Annotated in this window: 10 protein-coding genes and 6 rRNA genes; 1 reads left to right on the top strand and 15 read right to left on the bottom strand. The window is 60.2% G+C overall.

Annotation, left to right across the window (positions count from 1 at the left end; translation table 11 throughout):
* Positions 1-891 precede the first annotated feature (891 nt).
* The 11 genes from rrf (M1E01_RS01150) to M1E01_RS01100 form a co-directional block, all read right to left on the bottom strand.
* Positions 892-1,008, bottom strand: a 5S ribosomal RNA gene (gene rrf, locus M1E01_RS01150).
* 233 nt (positions 1,009-1,241) lie between these two features.
* Positions 1,242-4,380: ribosomal RNA gene (locus M1E01_RS01145) — 23S ribosomal RNA — on the bottom strand.
* Positions 4,381-4,910: 530 nt separating this feature from the next.
* Positions 4,911-6,436, bottom strand: a 16S ribosomal RNA gene (locus tag M1E01_RS01140).
* Positions 6,437-7,635: 1,199 nt separating this feature from the next.
* A 5S ribosomal RNA gene (gene rrf, locus M1E01_RS01135) occupies positions 7,636-7,752 on the bottom strand.
* A gap of 233 nt (positions 7,753-7,985) precedes the next feature.
* Positions 7,986-11,124: ribosomal RNA gene (locus M1E01_RS01130) — 23S ribosomal RNA — on the bottom strand.
* A 530-nt stretch (positions 11,125-11,654) separates the two neighbouring features.
* Positions 11,655-13,180 (bottom strand): 16S ribosomal RNA (locus M1E01_RS01125).
* Together the 16S, 23S and 5S rRNA genes form the textbook arrangement of a ribosomal RNA operon.
* A 662-nt stretch (positions 13,181-13,842) precedes the next feature.
* The gene (gene rpsN / locus M1E01_RS01120; RefSeq protein ID WP_457973292.1) at positions 13,843-14,148 is read right to left on the bottom strand and encodes a 30S ribosomal protein S14; all 306 of its coding nucleotides are present in this window, start codon (positions 14,146-14,148) and stop codon (positions 13,843-13,845) included.
* Positions 14,149-14,152: 4 nt separating this feature from the next.
* Positions 14,153-14,320: a 50S ribosomal protein L33 gene (rpmG, locus tag M1E01_RS01115; RefSeq protein ID WP_003798558.1), complete on the bottom strand. Its 168-nt coding sequence runs from the start codon at positions 14,318-14,320 to the stop codon at positions 14,153-14,155.
* Positions 14,320-14,556 (bottom strand): 50S ribosomal protein L28, encoded by a 237-nt coding sequence (gene rpmB / locus M1E01_RS01110; protein ID WP_457973291.1) that lies wholly within the window; start codon positions 14,554-14,556, stop codon positions 14,320-14,322. Before rpmB ends, rpmG begins: the two co-directional genes overlap by 1 nt.
* A 474-nt stretch (positions 14,557-15,030) precedes the next feature.
* Positions 15,031-15,792 (bottom strand): SGNH/GDSL hydrolase family protein, encoded by a 762-nt coding sequence (locus M1E01_RS01105; RefSeq protein ID WP_457973290.1) that lies wholly within the window; start codon positions 15,790-15,792, stop codon positions 15,031-15,033.
* Positions 15,793-15,978: 186 nt separating this feature from the next.
* Entirely contained in the window at positions 15,979-16,506 is a 528-nt protein-coding gene (locus M1E01_RS01100) for a MarR family winged helix-turn-helix transcriptional regulator (protein WP_457973289.1), read from the bottom strand.
* Between the two features lie 144 nt (positions 16,507-16,650).
* On the opposite strand from M1E01_RS01100, the gene M1E01_RS01095 reads away from it, so the two are divergent.
* Positions 16,651-16,944, top strand: coding sequence for a YciI family protein (locus M1E01_RS01095; protein ID WP_457973288.1), 294 nt, complete (start codon positions 16,651-16,653; stop codon positions 16,942-16,944).
* Here M1E01_RS01095 and M1E01_RS01090 read toward each other — a convergent pair.
* The 4 genes from M1E01_RS01090 to M1E01_RS01075 all read right to left on the bottom strand — a co-directional run bounded on the left by M1E01_RS01090 (position 16,941) and on the right by M1E01_RS01075 (position 21,049).
* A complete protein-coding gene (locus M1E01_RS01090) occupies positions 16,941-17,768 on the bottom strand; it encodes an SGNH/GDSL hydrolase family protein (protein ID WP_457973287.1) in 828 nt (275 codons plus the stop codon). The genes M1E01_RS01095 and M1E01_RS01090 overlap by 4 nt on opposite strands.
* A 212-nt stretch (positions 17,769-17,980) precedes the next feature.
* Entirely contained in the window at positions 17,981-18,988 is a 1,008-nt protein-coding gene (locus tag M1E01_RS01085) for a siderophore-interacting protein (protein WP_457974822.1), read from the bottom strand.
* An 86-nt stretch (positions 18,989-19,074) separates the two neighbouring features.
* Positions 19,075-19,995: an ABC transporter ATP-binding protein gene (locus tag M1E01_RS01080; RefSeq protein WP_457973286.1), complete on the bottom strand. Its 921-nt coding sequence runs from the start codon at positions 19,993-19,995 to the stop codon at positions 19,075-19,077.
* A 1-nt stretch (position 19,996) separates the two neighbouring features.
* Positions 19,997-21,049 (bottom strand): FecCD family ABC transporter permease, encoded by a 1,053-nt coding sequence (locus M1E01_RS01075; protein WP_457974821.1) that lies wholly within the window; start codon positions 21,047-21,049, stop codon positions 19,997-19,999.
* Positions 21,050-21,065 lie beyond the last annotated feature (16 nt).

Below are 21,065 nucleotides of genomic sequence, written 5' to 3'. Positions count from 1 at the left end.
GAAACCAGCACGCCACAAAGACGACCATTTCCAGGCTGTTCACAAAGGGGATCCGCCACCCACAAGAACCAGCATCCCGCCAGTCCCCCTCGCGGCGACTTAGAAAACAATACACCCACCACACCCCCACCGCCAACCCACCCAAACAAGCCCTCCCTGGCACCACAGCGGCGCCCAAAACCCCCGGATTTCCAGGGGTTTTCGTACCCCGGCATCGCCTCAAAGGCCCCCTGGAGGGACGTTTGGGCTCTTATGGAGCGCGTCACATTTCCCGTCGCAAATCTCCACCCGGCTGGGCTGGACGTGCATGCCTGCCTCTGCAGACCCCGGGAGAGCCGGTTCTCTGGCACGGAAGCAGCCGGTGCGCACGTCGCAACCCCAGACCCCCATACCCAAGGAGAGTCACGGGAACCGGCCAGGCCCACAGGCTTGAACCACGCGCATCCCCGGCATACTCCGGGGGATACCCGGGGGCAACTGCCGAACTTCCTTCTCGCCCGCACCGGGGACCTGGCGCACCCCCGAGCCTTGACATGCCCCTGAACCCGGAGGCGTCACCCGGCAGCAGCTGCTCGAGGGGCCCTGGGCGGCAGGAACTGCGAGAGCGTCCGCCCCAGGGACGGCGTGGACTGGGCGGCCGTCCCGCCCCCGGGCCGGGTGTGGACTGGGGCCTGGGCGGGGTGGGCTGAGCGAGCGTCCCGCCCCAGGGGCGGCGTGAACCAAGCCGCCCGGGGCGGCGTGGACCAAGCTGCCCGGGCCCCAGCGCCCGGCCGGCACAGGGGGTGCGGGGGCGCGCCGGCAGCGGACCCGCCGGCTGGGGGCGCGGGCATTAGCGGCTTAAACACGGGAGAGCCCCAACCGTGTGGTTGGGGCTCTCGACCGTTAATGATTGTCCGGCGGTGACCTACTCTCCCACACCCTCCCGGGTGCAGTACCATCGGCGCTGTGGGTCTTAGCTTCCGGGTTCGGAATGGGACCGGGCGTTTCCCCCACGCTATGACCGCCGTAACCCTGTGACCCGTCCCCCCGCGTGGCGGGGGTGGGAAAATCTGTGGTTACAACATGCCCTGCCGGTTATGGCAGGTGTGGTGTTGTGCTATTGAGTTGTGGGTTCCCTGGCAGCAAACCCTGCCGGTGGCGGGTTTGTTGGTTGGGAACCACATAGTGGACGCAAGCGCTCTTGGATCTTTTACCCGCCCCGGGTGCAAACGCTTTTGAAGGGGCGTTTGCGGGGTGGGTGTGTGGTGTAAGTTATCGGCCTATTAGTACCGGTCAGCTTCACGAGTCGTTAGTCCTCGCTTCCACATCCGGCCTATCAACCCAGTGGTCTGGCTGGGGGCCTCTCACACACAAGGTGTATGGAAATCTCATCTCGAAGCGAGCTTCCCGCTTAGATGCTTTCAGCGGTTATCCCATCCGAACGTAGCTAATCAGCGGTGCACTTGGCAGTACAACTGACACACCAGAGGTTCGTCCGTCCCGGTCCTCTCGTACTAAGGACAGCCCTTCTCAAATTTCCTGCGCGCGCAGCGGATAGGGACCGAACTGTCTCACGACGTTCTAAACCCAGCTCGCGTACCGCTTTAATGGGCGAACAGCCCAACCCTTGGGACCTACTCCAGCCCCAGGATGCGACGAGCCGACATCGAGGTGCCAAACCATGCCGTCGATATGGACTCTTGGGCAAGATCAGCCTGTTATCCCCGAGGTACCTTTTATCCGTTGAGCGACGGCCATTCCACAATGTACCGCCGGATCACTAGTCCCGACTTTCGTCCCTGCTCGAGATGTCTCTCTCACAGTCAAGCTCCCTTGTGCACTTACACTCGACACCTGATTGCCAACCAGGCTGAGGGAACCTTTGGGCGCCTCCGTTACTTTTTAGGAGGCAACCGCCCCAGTTAAACTACCCATCAGGCACTGTCCCTGACCCGGATTACGGGCCGAAGTTAGATGTCCAAAGTGACCAGAGTGGTATTTCAACGATGACTCCACCCGAACTGGCGTCCGGGCTTCAACGTCTCCCACCTATCCTACACAAGCCACTCCGAACACCAATACCAAACTATAGTAAAGGTCTCGGGGTCTTTCCGTCCTGCTGCGCGTAACGAGCATCTTTACTCGTACTGCAATTTCGCCGAGTTTATGGTTGAGACAGCGGGGAAGTCGTTACTCCATTCGTGCAGGTCGGAACTTACCCGACAAGGAATTTCGCTACCTTAGGATGGTTATAGTTACCACCGCCGTTTACTGGGGCTTGAATTCTCAGCTTCGCCTTGCGGCTAACCGGTCCTCTTAACCTTCCAGCACCGGGCAGGAGTCAGTCCGTATACATCGTCTTGCGACTTCGCACGGACCTGTGTTTTTAGTAAACAGTCGCTTCCCCCTGGTCTCTGCGGCCCCGATCCCCTCCCACCAGCAAGTGGTGTTCAAGGTTGGGGCCCCCCTTCTCCCGAAGTTACGGGGGCATTTTGCCGAGTTCCTTAACCATAATTCTCTCGATCGCCTTAGTATTCTCTACCTGATCACCTGTGTCGGTTTGGGGTACGGGCGGCTAAAACCTCGCGCCGATGCTTTTCTCGACAGCATAGGATCACCGAATCCCCCCAAACGGGGGTCCCATCAGATCTCAGGCACATGAACGGCGGATTTGCCTACCGTTCGCCCTACATCCTTAGACCGGGACAACCATCGCCCGGCTCGGCTACCTTCCTGCGTCACACCTGTTAATACGCTTGCCTCCCGGGATCAGATCCCGCGCTCCACCAAAACCCGCACACCACAAGGGTGATTGGGCAGGCTTCGGGCGGTTAGTATCCCCCGTTCAGCATGGGCGGTTTTTCGCCGGTACGGGAATATCAACCCGTTGTCCATCGACTACGCCTGTCGGCCTCGCCTTAGGTCCCGACTTACCCAGGGCAGATTAGCTTGACCCTGGAACCCTTGATCATCCGGCGGACGGGTTTCTCACCCGTCTTTCGCTACTCATGCCTGCATTCTCACTCGTGTAGGCTCCACCGCTGGTTTACACCGCGACTTCACCGCCCACACGACGCTCCCCTACCCATCCACACTCCTGAACCACAAAGGCTTAGAACACGTGTGAATGCCACAACTTCGGCGGTGTACTTGAGCCCCGCTACATTGTCGGCGCGGAATCACTTGACCAGTGAGCTATTACGCACTCTTTTAAGGATGGCTGCTTCTAAGCCAACCTCCTGGTTGTCTTCGCAACTCCACATCCTTTCCCACTTAGCACACGCTTAGGGGCCTTAGTTGGTGGTCTGGGCTGTTTCCCTCTCGACTATGAAGCTTATCCCCCACAGTCTCACTGCTGCGCTCTGACTTACCGGCATTCGGAGTTTGGCTGACGTCAGTAACCTTGTAGGGCCCATTAGCCATCCAGTAGCTCTACCTCCGGCAAGAAACACGCAACGCTGCACCTAAATGCATTTCGGGGAGAACCAGCTATCACGAAGTTTGATTGGCCTTTCACCCCTACCCACAGCTCATCCCCTCCATTTTCAACTGAAGTGGGTTCGGTCCTCCACGACGTCTTACCGTCGCTTCAACCTGGCCATGGGTAGATCACTTCGCTTCGGGTCTAGATCACGCCACTGCAACGCCCTGTTCAGACTCGCTTTCGCTACGGCTTCCCCACACGGGTTAACCTCGCGACGTAACACTAACTCGCAGGCTCATTCTTCAAAAGGCACGCCGTCACAACTACTATGCACACAAGGTGCGGTTGCTCCGACGGATTGTAAGCACACGGTTTCAGGTACTGTTTCACTCCCCTCCCGGGGTACTTTTCACCTTTCCCTCACGGTACTGGTCCGCTATCGGTCATTAGGGAGTATTTAGGCTTATCAGGTGGTCCTGACAGATTCACACGGGATTTCTCGGGCCCCGTGCTACTTGGGATACTCTCCAGGCGGTGCACAACATTACGGTTACGGGGCTCACACCCTCTACGGCCGGCCTTTCAAGACCGTTCACCTATGCCAGCACTTCACACCCTCCCGGTCCGGCAGAACCAGGAAAGAAAGTCCCACAACCCCGCCCATGCAACGCCCGCCGGCTATCACACATGGAAACGGTTTAGCCTGATCCGCGTTCGCTCGCCACTACTAACGGAATCACTATTGTTTTCTCTTCCTGCGGGTACTGAGATGTTTCACTTCCCCGCGTTCCCCCCACGCACCCTATGTGTTCAGATGCGGGTCACCAGATCACTCGCGCGTCTGGCGGGGTTTCCCCATTCGGACACCCTGGGATCACAGTCCGGTTATCGACTCCCCCAGGCTTATCGCAGATTCCTACGTCCTTCTTCGGCTCCTAATGCCAAGGCATCCACCGTGTGCTCTTAAAAACTTGACCACAAAGATCAATCAGAAATTTCGAGAGAACCACAGAAACCAACCACACCCCGCAAAAAACAGGGCACAGCCAGATCCAGGTTCATATTCTTGGAAATTGCTTCTTATAAAAGATGCTCGCGTCCACTATGTAGTTCTCAAACAACAACCCCAAACCACACACCCCACACACCCCCCAAAGGGAGAACAAACCGTGCGATCGGTGCAGCCAGGAAACCAGAAACAAACAAACCCCGAAACCCCCCGCAGCCACCCGCCCCAAAGGACACGCCACCACGAAAAACCCCGGCCCTGTTGCCTCAGGACCCAACAGTGTGCCAAACACGAAACCACCCACTCCCCCGCCCCGCCGTTCCAGGACACCCAAAAGCATCCGTACCAGACGAAGAAAAGAACCAAGCGGCCGCTATTCATTGATATTCCACCCATGAGCACCCGCCGCAGAACGATCGCCTGCGCAACGGGCCTTTACTCCTGACAAACCCGCCACCGGCGCCTACACGCCGGCACGAATCCGTAGGTGCTCCTTAGAAAGGAGGTGATCCAGCCGCACCTTCCGGTACGGCTACCTTGTTACGACTTAGTCCCAATCGCCAGTCCCACCTTCGACGGCTCCCTCCCACAAGGGGTTAGGCCACCGGCTTCGGGTGTTACCAACTTTCGTGACTTGACGGGCGGTGTGTACAAGGCCCGGGAACGTATTCACCGCAGCGTTGCTGATCTGCGATTACTAGCGACTCCGACTTCATGGGGTCGAGTTGCAGACCCCAATCCGAACTGAGACCGGCTTTTTGGGATTAGCTCCACCTCACAGTATCGCAACCCTTTGTACCGGCCATTGTAGCATGCGTGAAGCCCAAGACATAAGGGGCATGATGATTTGACGTCGTCCCCACCTTCCTCCGAGTTGACCCCGGCAGTCTCCCATGAGTCCCCGCCATAACGCGCTGGCAACATGGAACGAGGGTTGCGCTCGTTGCGGGACTTAACCCAACATCTCACGACACGAGCTGACGACAACCATGCACCACCTGTGAACCGGCCCCAAAAGGAGAAACCACATCTCTGCGGCGGTCCGGTCCATGTCAAGCCTTGGTAAGGTTCTTCGCGTTGCATCGAATTAATCCGCATGCTCCGCCGCTTGTGCGGGCCCCCGTCAATTCCTTTGAGTTTTAGCCTTGCGGCCGTACTCCCCAGGCGGGGCACTTAATGCGTTAGCTACGGCGCGGAAAACGTGGAATGTCCCCCACACCTAGTGCCCAACGTTTACGGCATGGACTACCAGGGTATCTAATCCTGTTCGCTCCCCATGCTTTCGCTCCTCAGCGTCAGTTAATGCCCAGAGACCTGCCTTCGCCATCGGTGTTCCTCCTGATATCTGCGCATTTCACCGCTACACCAGGAATTCCAGTCTCCCCTACATCACTCTAGCCTGCCCGTACCCACCGCAGATCCGGAGTTGAGCCCCGGACTTTCACGGCAGACGCGACAAACCGCCTACGAGCTCTTTACGCCCAATAATTCCGGATAACGCTTGCGCCCTACGTATTACCGCGGCTGCTGGCACGTAGTTAGCCGGCGCTTCTTCTGCAGGTACCGTCACTTTCGCTTCTTCCCTACTGAAAGAGGTTTACAACCCGAAGGCCGTCATCCCTCACGCGGCGTCGCTGCATCAGGCTTGCGCCCATTGTGCAATATTCCCCACTGCTGCCTCCCGTAGGAGTCTGGGCCGTGTCTCAGTCCCAGTGTGGCCGGTCACCCTCTCAGGCCGGCTACCCGTCGTCGCCTTGGTGAGCCATTACCTCACCAACAAGCTGATAGGCCGCGAGTCCATCCAAAACCACAAAAGCTTTCCACCCCCCACCATGCGATGAGGAGTCATATCCGGTATTAGACCCAGTTTCCCAGGCTTATCCCAGAGTCAAGGGCAGGTTACTCACGTGTTACTCACCCGTTCGCCACTAATCCCCGGTGCAAGCACCGGATCATCGTTCGACTTGCATGTGTTAAGCACGCCGCCAGCGTTCATCCTGAGCCAGGATCAAACTCTCCGTTGAAGTAAAACAGACACAACCAACACCCCCGGAAATAACAGGAACGAAGGCTGCACAAAATTTGAAACCAGCCAAAACACCAGACCACACCCACAGGGGCAGGCGCAGCCCGGCAATTCAACCAATTTAATAAAAAATCGGTATCAACAAACTTGGCACACTATTGAGTTCTCAAACAACAGACACACCCGGCACCACCCAAACCCACGTTCAGGATCGCTCCGGAGCAACTTTTCAAACTTACCCGGTCCCAGCCCCCAATGCAAATCCTGTTCCCAAGACCCACACCAGCAACCAAACCAGCCCCACCCGAAACCAGCACGCCACAAAGACGACCATTTCCAGGCTGTTCACAAAGGGGATCCGCCACCCACAAGAACCAGCATCCCGCCAGTCCCCCTCGCGGCGACTTAGAAAACAATACACCCACCACACCCCCACCGCCAACCCACCCAAACAAGCCCTCCCTGGCACCACAGCGGCGCCCAAAACCCCCGGATTTCCAGGGGTTTTCGTACCCCGGCATCGCCTCAAAGGCCCCCTGGAGGGACGTTTGGGCTCTTATGGAGCGCGTCACATTTCCCGTCGCAAATCTCCACCCGGCTGGGCTGGACGTGCATGCCTGCCTCTGCAGACCCCGGGAGAGCCGGTTCTCTGGCACGGAAGCAGCCGGTGCGCACGTCGCAACCCCAGACCCCCATACCCAAGGAGAGTCACGGGAACCGGCCAGGCCCACAGGCTTGAACCACGCGCATCCCCGGCATACTCCGGGGGATACCCGGGGGCAACTGCCGAACTTCCTTCTCGCCCGCACCGGGGACCTGGCGCACCCCCGAGCCTTGACATGCCCCTGAACCCGGAGGCGTCACCCGGCAGCAGCTGCTCGAGGGGCCCTGGGCGGCAGGAACTGCGAGAGCGTCCGCCCCAGGGACGGCGTGGACTGGGCGGCCGTCCCGCCCCCGGGCCGGGTGTGGACTGGGGCCTGGGCGGGGTGGGCTGAGCGAGCGTCCCGCCCCAGGGGCGGCGTGAACCAAGCCGCCCGGGGCGGCGTGGACCAAGCTGCCCGGGCCCCAGCGCCCGGCCGGCACAGGGGGTGCGGGGGCGCGCCGGCAGCGGACCCGCCGGCTGGGGGCGCGGGCATTAGCGGCTTAAACACGGGAGAGCCCCAACCGTGTGGTTGGGGCTCTCGACCGTTAATGATTGTCCGGCGGTGACCTACTCTCCCACACCCTCCCGGGTGCAGTACCATCGGCGCTGTGGGTCTTAGCTTCCGGGTTCGGAATGGGACCGGGCGTTTCCCCCACGCTATGACCGCCGTAACCCTGTGACCCGTCCCCCCGCGTGGCGGGGGTGGGAAAATCTGTGGTTACAACATGCCCTGCCGGTTATGGCAGGTGTGGTGTTGTGCTATTGAGTTGTGGGTTCCCTGGCAGCAAACCCTGCCGGTGGCGGGTTTGTTGGTTGGGAACCACATAGTGGACGCAAGCGCTCTTGGATCTTTTACCCGCCCCGGGTGCAAACGCTTTTGAAGGGGCGTTTGCGGGGTGGGTGTGTGGTGTAAGTTATCGGCCTATTAGTACCGGTCAGCTTCACGAGTCGTTAGTCCTCGCTTCCACATCCGGCCTATCAACCCAGTGGTCTGGCTGGGGGCCTCTCACACACAAGGTGTATGGAAATCTCATCTCGAAGCGAGCTTCCCGCTTAGATGCTTTCAGCGGTTATCCCATCCGAACGTAGCTAATCAGCGGTGCACTTGGCAGTACAACTGACACACCAGAGGTTCGTCCGTCCCGGTCCTCTCGTACTAAGGACAGCCCTTCTCAAATTTCCTGCGCGCGCAGCGGATAGGGACCGAACTGTCTCACGACGTTCTAAACCCAGCTCGCGTACCGCTTTAATGGGCGAACAGCCCAACCCTTGGGACCTACTCCAGCCCCAGGATGCGACGAGCCGACATCGAGGTGCCAAACCATGCCGTCGATATGGACTCTTGGGCAAGATCAGCCTGTTATCCCCGAGGTACCTTTTATCCGTTGAGCGACGGCCATTCCACAATGTACCGCCGGATCACTAGTCCCGACTTTCGTCCCTGCTCGAGATGTCTCTCTCACAGTCAAGCTCCCTTGTGCACTTACACTCGACACCTGATTGCCAACCAGGCTGAGGGAACCTTTGGGCGCCTCCGTTACTTTTTAGGAGGCAACCGCCCCAGTTAAACTACCCATCAGGCACTGTCCCTGACCCGGATTACGGGCCGAAGTTAGATGTCCAAAGTGACCAGAGTGGTATTTCAACGATGACTCCACCCGAACTGGCGTCCGGGCTTCAACGTCTCCCACCTATCCTACACAAGCCACTCCGAACACCAATACCAAACTATAGTAAAGGTCTCGGGGTCTTTCCGTCCTGCTGCGCGTAACGAGCATCTTTACTCGTACTGCAATTTCGCCGAGTTTATGGTTGAGACAGCGGGGAAGTCGTTACTCCATTCGTGCAGGTCGGAACTTACCCGACAAGGAATTTCGCTACCTTAGGATGGTTATAGTTACCACCGCCGTTTACTGGGGCTTGAATTCTCAGCTTCGCCTTGCGGCTAACCGGTCCTCTTAACCTTCCAGCACCGGGCAGGAGTCAGTCCGTATACATCGTCTTGCGACTTCGCACGGACCTGTGTTTTTAGTAAACAGTCGCTTCCCCCTGGTCTCTGCGGCCCCGATCCCCTCCCACCAGCAAGTGGTGTTCAAGGTTGGGGCCCCCCTTCTCCCGAAGTTACGGGGGCATTTTGCCGAGTTCCTTAACCATAATTCTCTCGATCGCCTTAGTATTCTCTACCTGATCACCTGTGTCGGTTTGGGGTACGGGCGGCTAAAACCTCGCGCCGATGCTTTTCTCGACAGCATAGGATCACCGAATCCCCCCAAACGGGGGTCCCATCAGATCTCAGGCACATGAACGGCGGATTTGCCTACCGTTCGCCCTACATCCTTAGACCGGGACAACCATCGCCCGGCTCGGCTACCTTCCTGCGTCACACCTGTTAATACGCTTGCCTCCCGGGATCAGATCCCGCGCTCCACCAAAACCCGCACACCACAAGGGTGATTGGGCAGGCTTCGGGCGGTTAGTATCCCCCGTTCAGCATGGGCGGTTTTTCGCCGGTACGGGAATATCAACCCGTTGTCCATCGACTACGCCTGTCGGCCTCGCCTTAGGTCCCGACTTACCCAGGGCAGATTAGCTTGACCCTGGAACCCTTGATCATCCGGCGGACGGGTTTCTCACCCGTCTTTCGCTACTCATGCCTGCATTCTCACTCGTGTAGGCTCCACCGCTGGTTTACACCGCGACTTCACCGCCCACACGACGCTCCCCTACCCATCCACACTCCTGAACCACAAAGGCTTAGAACACGTGTGAATGCCACAACTTCGGCGGTGTACTTGAGCCCCGCTACATTGTCGGCGCGGAATCACTTGACCAGTGAGCTATTACGCACTCTTTTAAGGATGGCTGCTTCTAAGCCAACCTCCTGGTTGTCTTCGCAACTCCACATCCTTTCCCACTTAGCACACGCTTAGGGGCCTTAGTTGGTGGTCTGGGCTGTTTCCCTCTCGACTATGAAGCTTATCCCCCACAGTCTCACTGCTGCGCTCTGACTTACCGGCATTCGGAGTTTGGCTGACGTCAGTAACCTTGTAGGGCCCATTAGCCATCCAGTAGCTCTACCTCCGGCAAGAAACACGCAACGCTGCACCTAAATGCATTTCGGGGAGAACCAGCTATCACGAAGTTTGATTGGCCTTTCACCCCTACCCACAGCTCATCCCCTCCATTTTCAACTGAAGTGGGTTCGGTCCTCCACGACGTCTTACCGTCGCTTCAACCTGGCCATGGGTAGATCACTTCGCTTCGGGTCTAGATCACGCCACTGCAACGCCCTGTTCAGACTCGCTTTCGCTACGGCTTCCCCACACGGGTTAACCTCGCGACGTAACACTAACTCGCAGGCTCATTCTTCAAAAGGCACGCCGTCACAACTACTATGCACACAAGGTGCGGTTGCTCCGACGGATTGTAAGCACACGGTTTCAGGTACTGTTTCACTCCCCTCCCGGGGTACTTTTCACCTTTCCCTCACGGTACTGGTCCGCTATCGGTCATTAGGGAGTATTTAGGCTTATCAGGTGGTCCTGACAGATTCACACGGGATTTCTCGGGCCCCGTGCTACTTGGGATACTCTCCAGGCGGTGCACAACATTACGGTTACGGGGCTCACACCCTCTACGGCCGGCCTTTCAAGACCGTTCACCTATGCCAGCACTTCACACCCTCCCGGTCCGGCAGAACCAGGAAAGAAAGTCCCACAACCCCGCCCATGCAACGCCCGCCGGCTATCACACATGGAAACGGTTTAGCCTGATCCGCGTTCGCTCGCCACTACTAACGGAATCACTATTGTTTTCTCTTCCTGCGGGTACTGAGATGTTTCACTTCCCCGCGTTCCCCCCACGCACCCTATGTGTTCAGATGCGGGTCACCAGATCACTCGCGCGTCTGGCGGGGTTTCCCCATTCGGACACCCTGGGATCACAGTCCGGTTATCGACTCCCCCAGGCTTATCGCAGATTCCTACGTCCTTCTTCGGCTCCTAATGCCAAGGCATCCACCGTGTGCTCTTAAAAACTTGACCACAAAGATCAATCAGAAATTTCGAGAGAACCACAGAAACCAACCACACCCCGCAAAAAACAGGGCACAGCCAGATCCAGGTTCATATTCTTGGAAATTGCTTCTTATAAAAGATGCTCGCGTCCACTATGTAGTTCTCAAACAACAACCCCAAACCACACACCCCACACACCCCCCAAAGGGAGAACAAACCGTGCGATCGGTGCAGCCAGGAAACCAGAAACAAACAAACCCCGAAACCCCCCGCAGCCACCCGCCCCAAAGGACACGCCACCACGAAAAACCCCGGCCCTGTTGCCTCAGGACCCAACAGTGTGCCAAACACGAAACCACCCACTCCCCCGCCCCGCCGTTCCAGGACACCCAAAAGCATCCGTACCAGACGAAGAAAAGAACCAAGCGGCCGCTATTCATTGATATTCCACCCATGAGCACCCGCCGCAGAACGATCGCCTGCGCAACGGGCCTTTACTCCTGACAAACCCGCCACCGGCGCCTACACGCCGGCACGAATCCGTAGGTGCTCCTTAGAAAGGAGGTGATCCAGCCGCACCTTCCGGTACGGCTACCTTGTTACGACTTAGTCCCAATCGCCAGTCCCACCTTCGACGGCTCCCTCCCACAAGGGGTTAGGCCACCGGCTTCGGGTGTTACCAACTTTCGTGACTTGACGGGCGGTGTGTACAAGGCCCGGGAACGTATTCACCGCAGCGTTGCTGATCTGCGATTACTAGCGACTCCGACTTCATGGGGTCGAGTTGCAGACCCCAATCCGAACTGAGACCGGCTTTTTGGGATTAGCTCCACCTCACAGTATCGCAACCCTTTGTACCGGCCATTGTAGCATGCGTGAAGCCCAAGACATAAGGGGCATGATGATTTGACGTCGTCCCCACCTTCCTCCGAGTTGACCCCGGCAGTCTCCCATGAGTCCCCGCCATAACGCGCTGGCAACATGGAACGAGGGTTGCGCTCGTTGCGGGACTTAACCCAACATCTCACGACACGAGCTGACGACAACCATGCACCACCTGTGAACCGGCCCCAAAAGGAGAAACCACATCTCTGCGGCGGTCCGGTCCATGTCAAGCCTTGGTAAGGTTCTTCGCGTTGCATCGAATTAATCCGCATGCTCCGCCGCTTGTGCGGGCCCCCGTCAATTCCTTTGAGTTTTAGCCTTGCGGCCGTACTCCCCAGGCGGGGCACTTAATGCGTTAGCTACGGCGCGGAAAACGTGGAATGTCCCCCACACCTAGTGCCCAACGTTTACGGCATGGACTACCAGGGTATCTAATCCTGTTCGCTCCCCATGCTTTCGCTCCTCAGCGTCAGTTAATGCCCAGAGACCTGCCTTCGCCATCGGTGTTCCTCCTGATATCTGCGCATTTCACCGCTACACCAGGAATTCCAGTCTCCCCTACATCACTCTAGCCTGCCCGTACCCACCGCAGATCCGGAGTTGAGCCCCGGACTTTCACGGCAGACGCGACAAACCGCCTACGAGCTCTTTACGCCCAATAATTCCGGATAACGCTTGCGCCCTACGTATTACCGCGGCTGCTGGCACGTAGTTAGCCGGCGCTTCTTCTGCAGGTACCGTCACTTTCGCTTCTTCCCTACTGAAAGAGGTTTACAACCCGAAGGCCGTCATCCCTCACGCGGCGTCGCTGCATCAGGCTTGCGCCCATTGTGCAATATTCCCCACTGCTGCCTCCCGTAGGAGTCTGGGCCGTGTCTCAGTCCCAGTGTGGCCGGTCACCCTCTCAGGCCGGCTACCCGTCGTCGCCTTGGTGAGCCATTACCTCACCAACAAGCTGATAGGCCGCGAGTCCATCCAAAACCACAAAAGCTTTCCACCCCCCACCATGCGATGAGGAGTCATATCCGGTATTAGACCCAGTTTCCCAGGCTTATCCCAGAGTCAAGGGCAGGTTACTCACGTGTTACTCACCCGTTCGCCACTAATCCCCGGTGCAAGCACCGGATCATCGTTCGACTTGCATGTGTTAAGCACGCCGCCAGCGTTCATCCTGAGCCAGGATCAAACTCTCCGTTGAAGTAAAACAGACACAACCAACACCCCCGGAAATAACAGGAACGAAGGCTGCACAAAATTTGAAACCAGCCAAAACACCAGACCACACCCACAGGGGCAGGCGCAGCCCGGCAATTCAACCAATTTAATAAAAAATCGGTATCAACAAACTTGGCACACTATTGAGTTCTCAAACAACAGACACACCCGGCACCACCCAAACCCACGTTCAGGATCGCTCCGGAGCAACTTTTCAAACTTACCCGGTCCCAGCCCCCAATGCAAATCCTGTTCCCAAGACCCACACCAGCAACCAAACCAGCCCCACCCGAAACCAGCACGCCACAAAGACGACCATTTCCAGGCTGTTCACAAAGGGGATCCGCCACCCACAAGAACCAGCATCCCGCCAGTCCCCCTCGCGGCGACTTAGAAAACAATACACCCACCACACCCCCACCGCCAACCCACCCAAACAAGCCCTCCCTGGCACCCGAAAATCCGCGTCATTTCGCGGAAGAAGGGTGAGGTTCAGGCGAAAAACCGGGTGCCGCCGTCGTAATTTTCTTCTGTGTGGTGCATCACCTACTGTTGCGGCGCATGCCAGTGCGGCATTAAAGCAGAAGGGCCGGCAACCATGCGGTCGCCGGCCCTTCTCAAGCAGCTGGAATCAGCAGTGCTGGATTACCAGGAAGACTTGCTGATGCCGGGGAGCTCACCACGGTGAGCCATGTCGCGGAAGCGAACACGGGAGATACCGAACTTCTGGAGCGTGCCGCGGGGACGACCGTCGATGATGTCGCGGTTACGCAGACGGATCGGGGATGCGTCGCGGGGCAGCTTCTGCAGGCCGAGGCGTGCAGCTTCGCGTGCTTCGTCAGTCGCGTTCGGGTCAACCAGGGTCTTCTTCAGCTCGAGGCGCTTTGAAGCGTAACGCTCAACGATGACCTTGCGCTGCTCGTTGCGAGCAATCTTGGACTTCTTAGCCATGTGTTTAGCGCTCCTCTCGGAATTCGACGTGCTGGCGGATCTTGGGGTCGTACTTCTTCAGAACCAGACGGTCCGGGTCGTTACGACGGTTCTTACGGGTTACGTAGGTGTAGCCCGTGCCCGCGGTCGACTTGAGCTTGATGATCGGACGTACGTCCTTGTCCTTAGCCACTAGAGCTTCACCCCTCGTGCAAGAATGCCGGCGACGACTGCGTCGATACCGCGCACGTCGATGGTCTTGATGCCCTTTGCAGAGACCTGCAGGGTGACATTACGGCGCAGGGAAGGAACCCAGTAGCGCTTCTTCTGGATGTTCGGGTCGAACCGGCGCTTGTTGCGGCGGTGCGAGTGCGAAATGCTGTGTCCAAAGCCCGGCTCGGCTCCGGTCACCTGGCAGTGTGCTGCCATGACGACTCTCCTCTGAAAAATGATTGAAACGGCTGGCAGCGTTCTGCGTCACCGTGCGGCAGGCGGCGTCCGCATCCAGCCCCTCCGATTTCCGGCATTCTGCAGGCTTGAACTCTTTGCAAGAATTCGTGCTGCGGCGGAATACAGTGGGCCACGGGCATCTGCAGCGGAAACACTGCGAGCTGCCGGGATGCTGGGCGAATACAGGAATGCACGCAACTTGAGCCCCTAACTACCGGCCGCCGGAACTTCGATCAGGACCAAAGTCACCGCCAACCGGAGCAATTGCACACGCTCCGCGCCACCTAGCGCCTACCAAGTCTACGAGACGTGGGAATTAAAGGCGAATCCGGCGGCAAAGGGTGTATAAGTCCCCCGCCCACCTTCCGGGCCGTCGCGCACAGAAAATCTACGACGGCGGCACGCGCCTGAGCGCGGCCCTCCAGTTAGACGCCCGGTTAGCTGCGCCGGCAGTCAGAGCCGGGTCAGCTGCCCGTACTTCGGCTGGAGGCTGTCTCCGGAGGACTTGCCCGTGACACGCCGAACCACCCATGGGGCGGCAAACTCCCGGAACCACAGCGCGTTGGCCCTCATCGCATCCACTCCGCTCAGCTCGGGCACCGGGGTCATCGGCGGAACTTGGATCGAGTGGTCGTACTCCAGGACCGTGAGAAAACGCTGAGCCATGTTCGCGTGGCCTGCGGCCGACATGTGCATCCTGTCCCTGGCCCACATGCCCCAGTCGTAGTACTCGTTGAAACGCCAGTAATCCACCAGCAAAGCCCCGTGGTCACCGGCAATGCCCCGGACGAGCTCGTTGTAAATGGCGGTCCGTCCCCGCATGGTGCCAAATACCTTGGAGCCCCGGGCATCGAAGCCCGTAAACATCACCACTGTGGCACCGGTGGCCGCGAGTTTCCGCACGCCGGCGTCGTACTCCTCAAGCAGGTCATCAATGTCGATTTTCGGCCTGAGGATATCGTTGGCGCCCGCATAGATGCTGACGAGTGTCGGTTTAAGCTCGACGGCGGCGTCCACCTGTTCTGCCATGATCTGGCGGAGCTTTCTCCCGCGGATAGCAAAATTAGCGTAGCCAAACCCGGGATCCGCCGCACAGAGCTGCTCGGCCACACGGTCGGCCCAGCCCCTGACACCGTTGGGACGCGTGGGATCGTCATCACCGACGCCTTCGGTGAAGGAGTCTCCCAAAGCAACGAAACGCGACGTGAAGTTCATGGAGTCAAGTCTGCCAGCCGTTGCCGGGAGCAACCAAGGCGTCCCCGCTGGTGTCCCCCGCCGCTACCTGCCGCTGCTTGTCCCACGCGAACTCCACCGGCAGGTACCCTGGGCAACGCTCACGATGATCCCCGACGCCGGACATCTGGGCCCGGGTTGCTCTGGACGAGGCGGCGCTGCCGCTGATTACTTCTTCGAGGGCTGCTGCCCGTTGCTTAATGCCTGCTGCCCGCCGGACCGCTCGCGGAGAATCCAGTGATTGCTGTCCAGACCCGCCACAATTTTCTCACCAATGCGGGCGAGGTCGGACACATCCTGCTCAGTCAGCGCGTCCAGGAAGAGTGACCGGACGGTTTCCACGTGGCCCGGAGCCAACCCCACAATCGTGGCCATTCCCTGGTCTGTCAGGTGGGCGGTGGTTACACGGGCGTCGCCCGGGTGCGGGCGCCGTTCCACCCAGCCGCGGCCCTGCAGTTTGGTGACCACGTGGGAAAGCCGGGAAAGCGAGGCGCTGGTCCGGGCTGCAAGCTCACTCATGGGCAGGAAGTGCCCTTCTGCTTCTGACAGCATGGCCAGCACGTGGTAATCGAACAGCGAGACCTTTCCGGCCGCGTGCAACTGGGTGTCCAACGCCGCGGGCAGCATGGTGTTGATGCTGAGCTGGGCCAGCCAGGCACGACGTTCATTGGCGTTGAGCCAGCGCGGTTCGGTCATGACTCCATCCTAGGAGATGGAAAGATTGACCCTTTGAGCGGTAGATCAAAGATGGGCCGCTCTTGGCGTGCGTCTCGGAACGGCGTCCCCGCAAGGCAGGTGTTCCGGCTCTCCCCCTCGCCGTGGGACGGTAGGCTGGCGGACATGTACGTAGTTTCCCTGACCTACAAGGTTGCCCAGGACATCGTGGATTACCACCTGGATGCTCACGTGGAATGGCTCAAGGACGCGTTCGACCAGGACGTGTTCATTGCGGCCGGCCGGAAGGTCCCGCGCACCGGCGGACTCCTGCTTTCCAAGGCCGACCGGCAGACGCTGGACGCTTCCCTTGCCAAGGATCCGTTCTACGTCAATGGCGTCGCGGAGTTCGAAGTCATGGAATTTGCTGCGAACCGAGTGGCTCCGGGCTTCGAAAATCTCCTGGACCAGCCGAGCTAGCCCTTTTCCATCAGCTTCTTCAGGCCGCCCTTCCGAGGCACTTTCACGGGCTCGGGCCAGCGGGGGCTGAGGTTGTCCCCGAGTGTCACGCCGCGCAGTTTCCGCCCGAAGAGCGGGAGCACCCAGTCGTTCACCCAGCGGCGCTGCCGCCTCTCCCAGTCGCGGAGCGTCATCCTGGCGGGGGGCTCCCACTCCTTGAGGCTGATCTTGTGCGGCACGCCTAGGTGGTCCAAGACCTGAGCCGCCACATATTTGTGGCCGGCCTTCGACATATGCAGCCGGTCCGAGTCCCACATCCGGCGGTCATGCAGGGCATCGAAGCACCAGTAATCCACCAGCACAGCTCCGTATTTCGCTGCCAGCTCGCGCACCTCCCGGTTGTAGGCGGCGTTTCTCTTTTTCAGCGGCTCCAGCAGCGCCGATACCCTGACGTCGAAGCCGGTGAAGAGCACAAGCGTTGCACCGGTGCCGGCAAGTGCCGCAACGAGCCCTTCATACTGGGCCATCAGCTCGTCCATGTCGGTGCCGAAGTCCAGGATGTCGTTGCCGCCCGCATACAGCGTGATGAGTGTCGGTTCCATGGCAAGTGCCGGTTCCAGCTGTTCCGCGATGATGTGGCGCAGCCGTTTGCTCCTGATGGCGAGGTTGGCGTACTCCCATCCCGGTTCGGCTTTCGCCAGCCGTTCAGCCACCCTGTCTGCCCAGCCGCGCACGCCGTTAGGCAGGTACGTGTTCCGGTCCCCCACCCCCTCGGTAAACGAGTCACCCAAGGCGACGAACCGGCGTCGTCCGTCCCTCTCCGGAAGTAAAGGATGAGAACCCATCCGGACAAGGTACACGCCCAAGGAAACCCGGACGGAAACCTCGGGTGAACTTCAACGCTCCATCAGATCCTGCTGTAAATCCCCGGACGCTCTCTCACTGGCAGGCTCGCCGTTGAGAGAGCGTCCGGGTTTACCCGGCAAAAAGTGAGAGAGCGTCCGGGTTTACCCGGCAAAAAGTGAGAGAGCGTCCGCGTCAAGGCCCATGCCGGGGCTTAGAGCTCGGCCTTTCCCTGGCGCCAGTAGCCCATGAAGGCGACCTGTTTCCGGTCAATGCCGACGTCGCGGACGAGGTAGCGCCGCATGTCCTTAATGACGCCGGCCTCCCCCGCTATCCAGGCGTAGAAGGGCATGGCACCTGCAGGCACGGTCGGGTTCTTGGTGGCGCCGATGGCCGCGGAGTTCATGCGGGCAGGTGTTTCCCACAGGATTTCCTGGTCCACATTGACGTCCTCCGGTTCCGGGCCGGCGGTGGAGTCGGGCGATTTGATGCCTACCCAGCCCGGCACCGGCACCGCAGCCTGGACCGCCTCCTGGAGCAGCTGCCCATGGGGACGCGAACGGCCGATGGCGGCACCGCGGGCGAGCCAGGTGATCTCGATATTGGCGGCGGTTTTGAGGTCGAGGAAGTCGCGGGCTTCCGGGACTTCCAGGAAGGCATGGCCGGTCATGTACTCCGGCAGGCTCTCCAAGATGGCGCTGATGGCTGGAACGGCCGTTTCGTCGCCTGCAAGGAGGACGCGCTGTGCAAGACCAGGCCGCCACTCGATGCCGGAGTAAATCTCGGCCGTGACGCAGTGTGCCGCACGGTTGTTGGGACCGATGATGGTCAGGGAGCCGCCGGGGCGGGCATTGCGAGCCCAGTTGGCTGCGGGACCGCCGTGCCCGTCGGCGTCGAAGTGCATCACGAAGTCAATATCGATCTCTGGATACACGGCGTCGAGCCGGGCATGCCGGACCGTGTACGTACGCATCGCGCCCCGGACGGCCGGGTCCATGGCGAGCCACTCCCTGTACCAGCCGGGGTTCTCCATGGTGAAGGGCGGCAGTTCGCGCTGCGTGCCGTCCTCGTTCACGGACGGAATCACCAGCTTGACGCGCAGGTCCAGGGTGCCGCCGTGCACACCGAAGTCCCGCAGCGAGTAGCCGCCAAAGGTCACGCGGCGGAAATTGGCGCCGAGGTCCTGGATGGCGCTGACCGTCACATCGAACGCGAGAGTCATCGGCTCAGTGGCGAACTGCTGCACGCCTTGTGGACGTTCCCGCGCTGCTGTCTGCGAGGCGGTTGTTGCCGGCTTGCTGACTGAGCTCATGAGGCCAACTCCAGAATCGCGGTTACGGCTTTTGGGGCGCTGGCACCTTCGCCGGTATCTGCCGCCACGCCCATTTCGGTACTTGCTTCGCCGCGGGAATCAGCACCACCAGCAGCGGGAGACGCCGGGACCGCATGGTGGCGGCCGATCGGAATGATCAGCGGCGTTCCGGAAACGGGATCCGGCAGCACGCGGGAATCGAGCCCGAAAACATCCAGGACGAGCTGTTCGGTGATCACGTCGGAAGCGCCGCCTTCGGCTACGATCCGTCCGCCCTTCAAGGCAATGACGTGGTCCGCGTAGCGGGCGGCAAGGTTGAGGTCGTGCAGCACGATCGCCACGGTGGTGCCGCGCTGCCTGTTGAGGTCGGTAATGAGGTCGAGCACCTCCACCTGGTGCGCGAGGTCGAGGTATGTGGTGGGCTCATCCAGGAGAAGAACGTCTGTTTCCTGCGCAAGGGCCATCGCGATCCATACGCGCTGGCGCTGCCCGCCGGAGAGCTCGTCGACATTCCGCCCGGCGAGCTCCAGCGTTTCGGTGGCTTCGAGCGCGCGCTGTACCGCGGCGTCGTCCTTCTCAGTCCAGCTGCGGAAGAAGCCCTGGTGCGGGTACCTGCCGCGGCCCACCAGGTCCCGGACGGTGATGCCGTCCGGCGCGGTGGGGTGCTGCGGCAGCAGCCCGAGCGTGCGGGCCAGTTCGCGTGCCGGGAGGGAGTGGATGTCCTTCCCGTCGAGGGTGACCGCTCCAGCGGCGGGTTTAAGCAGCCGGGAAAGCCCGCGCAGGAGGGTGGACTTGCCGCAGGCGTTGGCGCCTACAATCATGGTCACTCTGCCCTCCGGAATGTCCGCTGTCAACCCTTCGACCACGCGGCGCTGATCGTACTGCAGCGTCAGGTCCTTCGCTTTGAGAACGGCCATGTCAGGCATCCTTTCGGTTGGAAGTGACCAGAAGCCACAGCAAGAAGGGGGCGCCGAGGGCACCGGTGACCACGCCGACCGGCAGCACCGCGCCGTTCAGCAGCAGCGGGGCGAGGTTGCCGGCGAAGTAGTCGGCGGCCAGGACAATCAGGGCACCTGTGAGGGCCGACGCCGGGAGGCTGGCTTTGCGGGTGAAGCGCCGGGCTATGGGCCCGGCAAGGAACGCGACGAACGAGACCGGACCGGCTGCCGACGTCGCTACGGCTGCCAGCGCGACGGCGGTGAGCACGATGCCCAGACGCGTGAGGTTCACGCGAATGCCGAGTCCGGCAGCCGTATCGTCACCGAGTTCGATCATCCGCAGCGGGCCGGCGAGGACGGCGACTGCCGGAACGAGGACCAGGAGGGCCCCTGCCAGCACGCCGGCGCGGTCCCAGCTCGCCGAGTTGAGCGAACCGTTGAGCCAGACCAGCGCGTCGGCCGCAGTGCGGATGTCCGCTCGGGTCAGCAGGAAGTTGACTACGGCACCGAGGGCAGCGGCAAGGCCGACGCCCGCGAGGATGAGGCGGTTGCCGGCGCCGGCGCCGGTGGTCCGGGAACAGGCCGGGCCGCCGCGGGAGATGGCGTAGATCAGGGCCGCGACGGCAAGGGCTCCGCCAAGGGCGGACGCCGAAACGGCCGGACCGGTGGCGCCGAAAACCACGATGGCCGTAACCGCGGCGGCGCTGGCGCCGTTGCTGATGCCGATCACGTCCGGGCTGGCCAGCGGGTTGCGGAGCATCGTCTGGAACAGCCCGCCGGAAAGGCCGAAGGCCAGCCCGATCATCGCCCCGATCACCGCGCGCGGCAGTTTGCTCTCCATGACGATGAAGCTGGCGCCAGGAATCTTCTCGCCGCCGCTGAAGTGTGCGGTGAGGATCCGGAAGAAGTCCGGGACGGTCACGGTGTAGTTGCCGAGCAGGATGCTTGCGGCGAAAAGAAGAACGACAGCGAGTGCCAGGATCGCGGTGCGGTTCGGCAGCGTCCGGCGCAGCAATGATGCGCGAACGGGCAGATAATGCCCTGTTTCG

The sequence above is a fragment of the Arthrobacter sp. D1-17 genome, assembly GCF_054130535.1.
The sequence above is the reverse complement of the archived record's forward strand: the minus strand, read 5'-3'. Positions and strand labels throughout refer to the sequence as shown.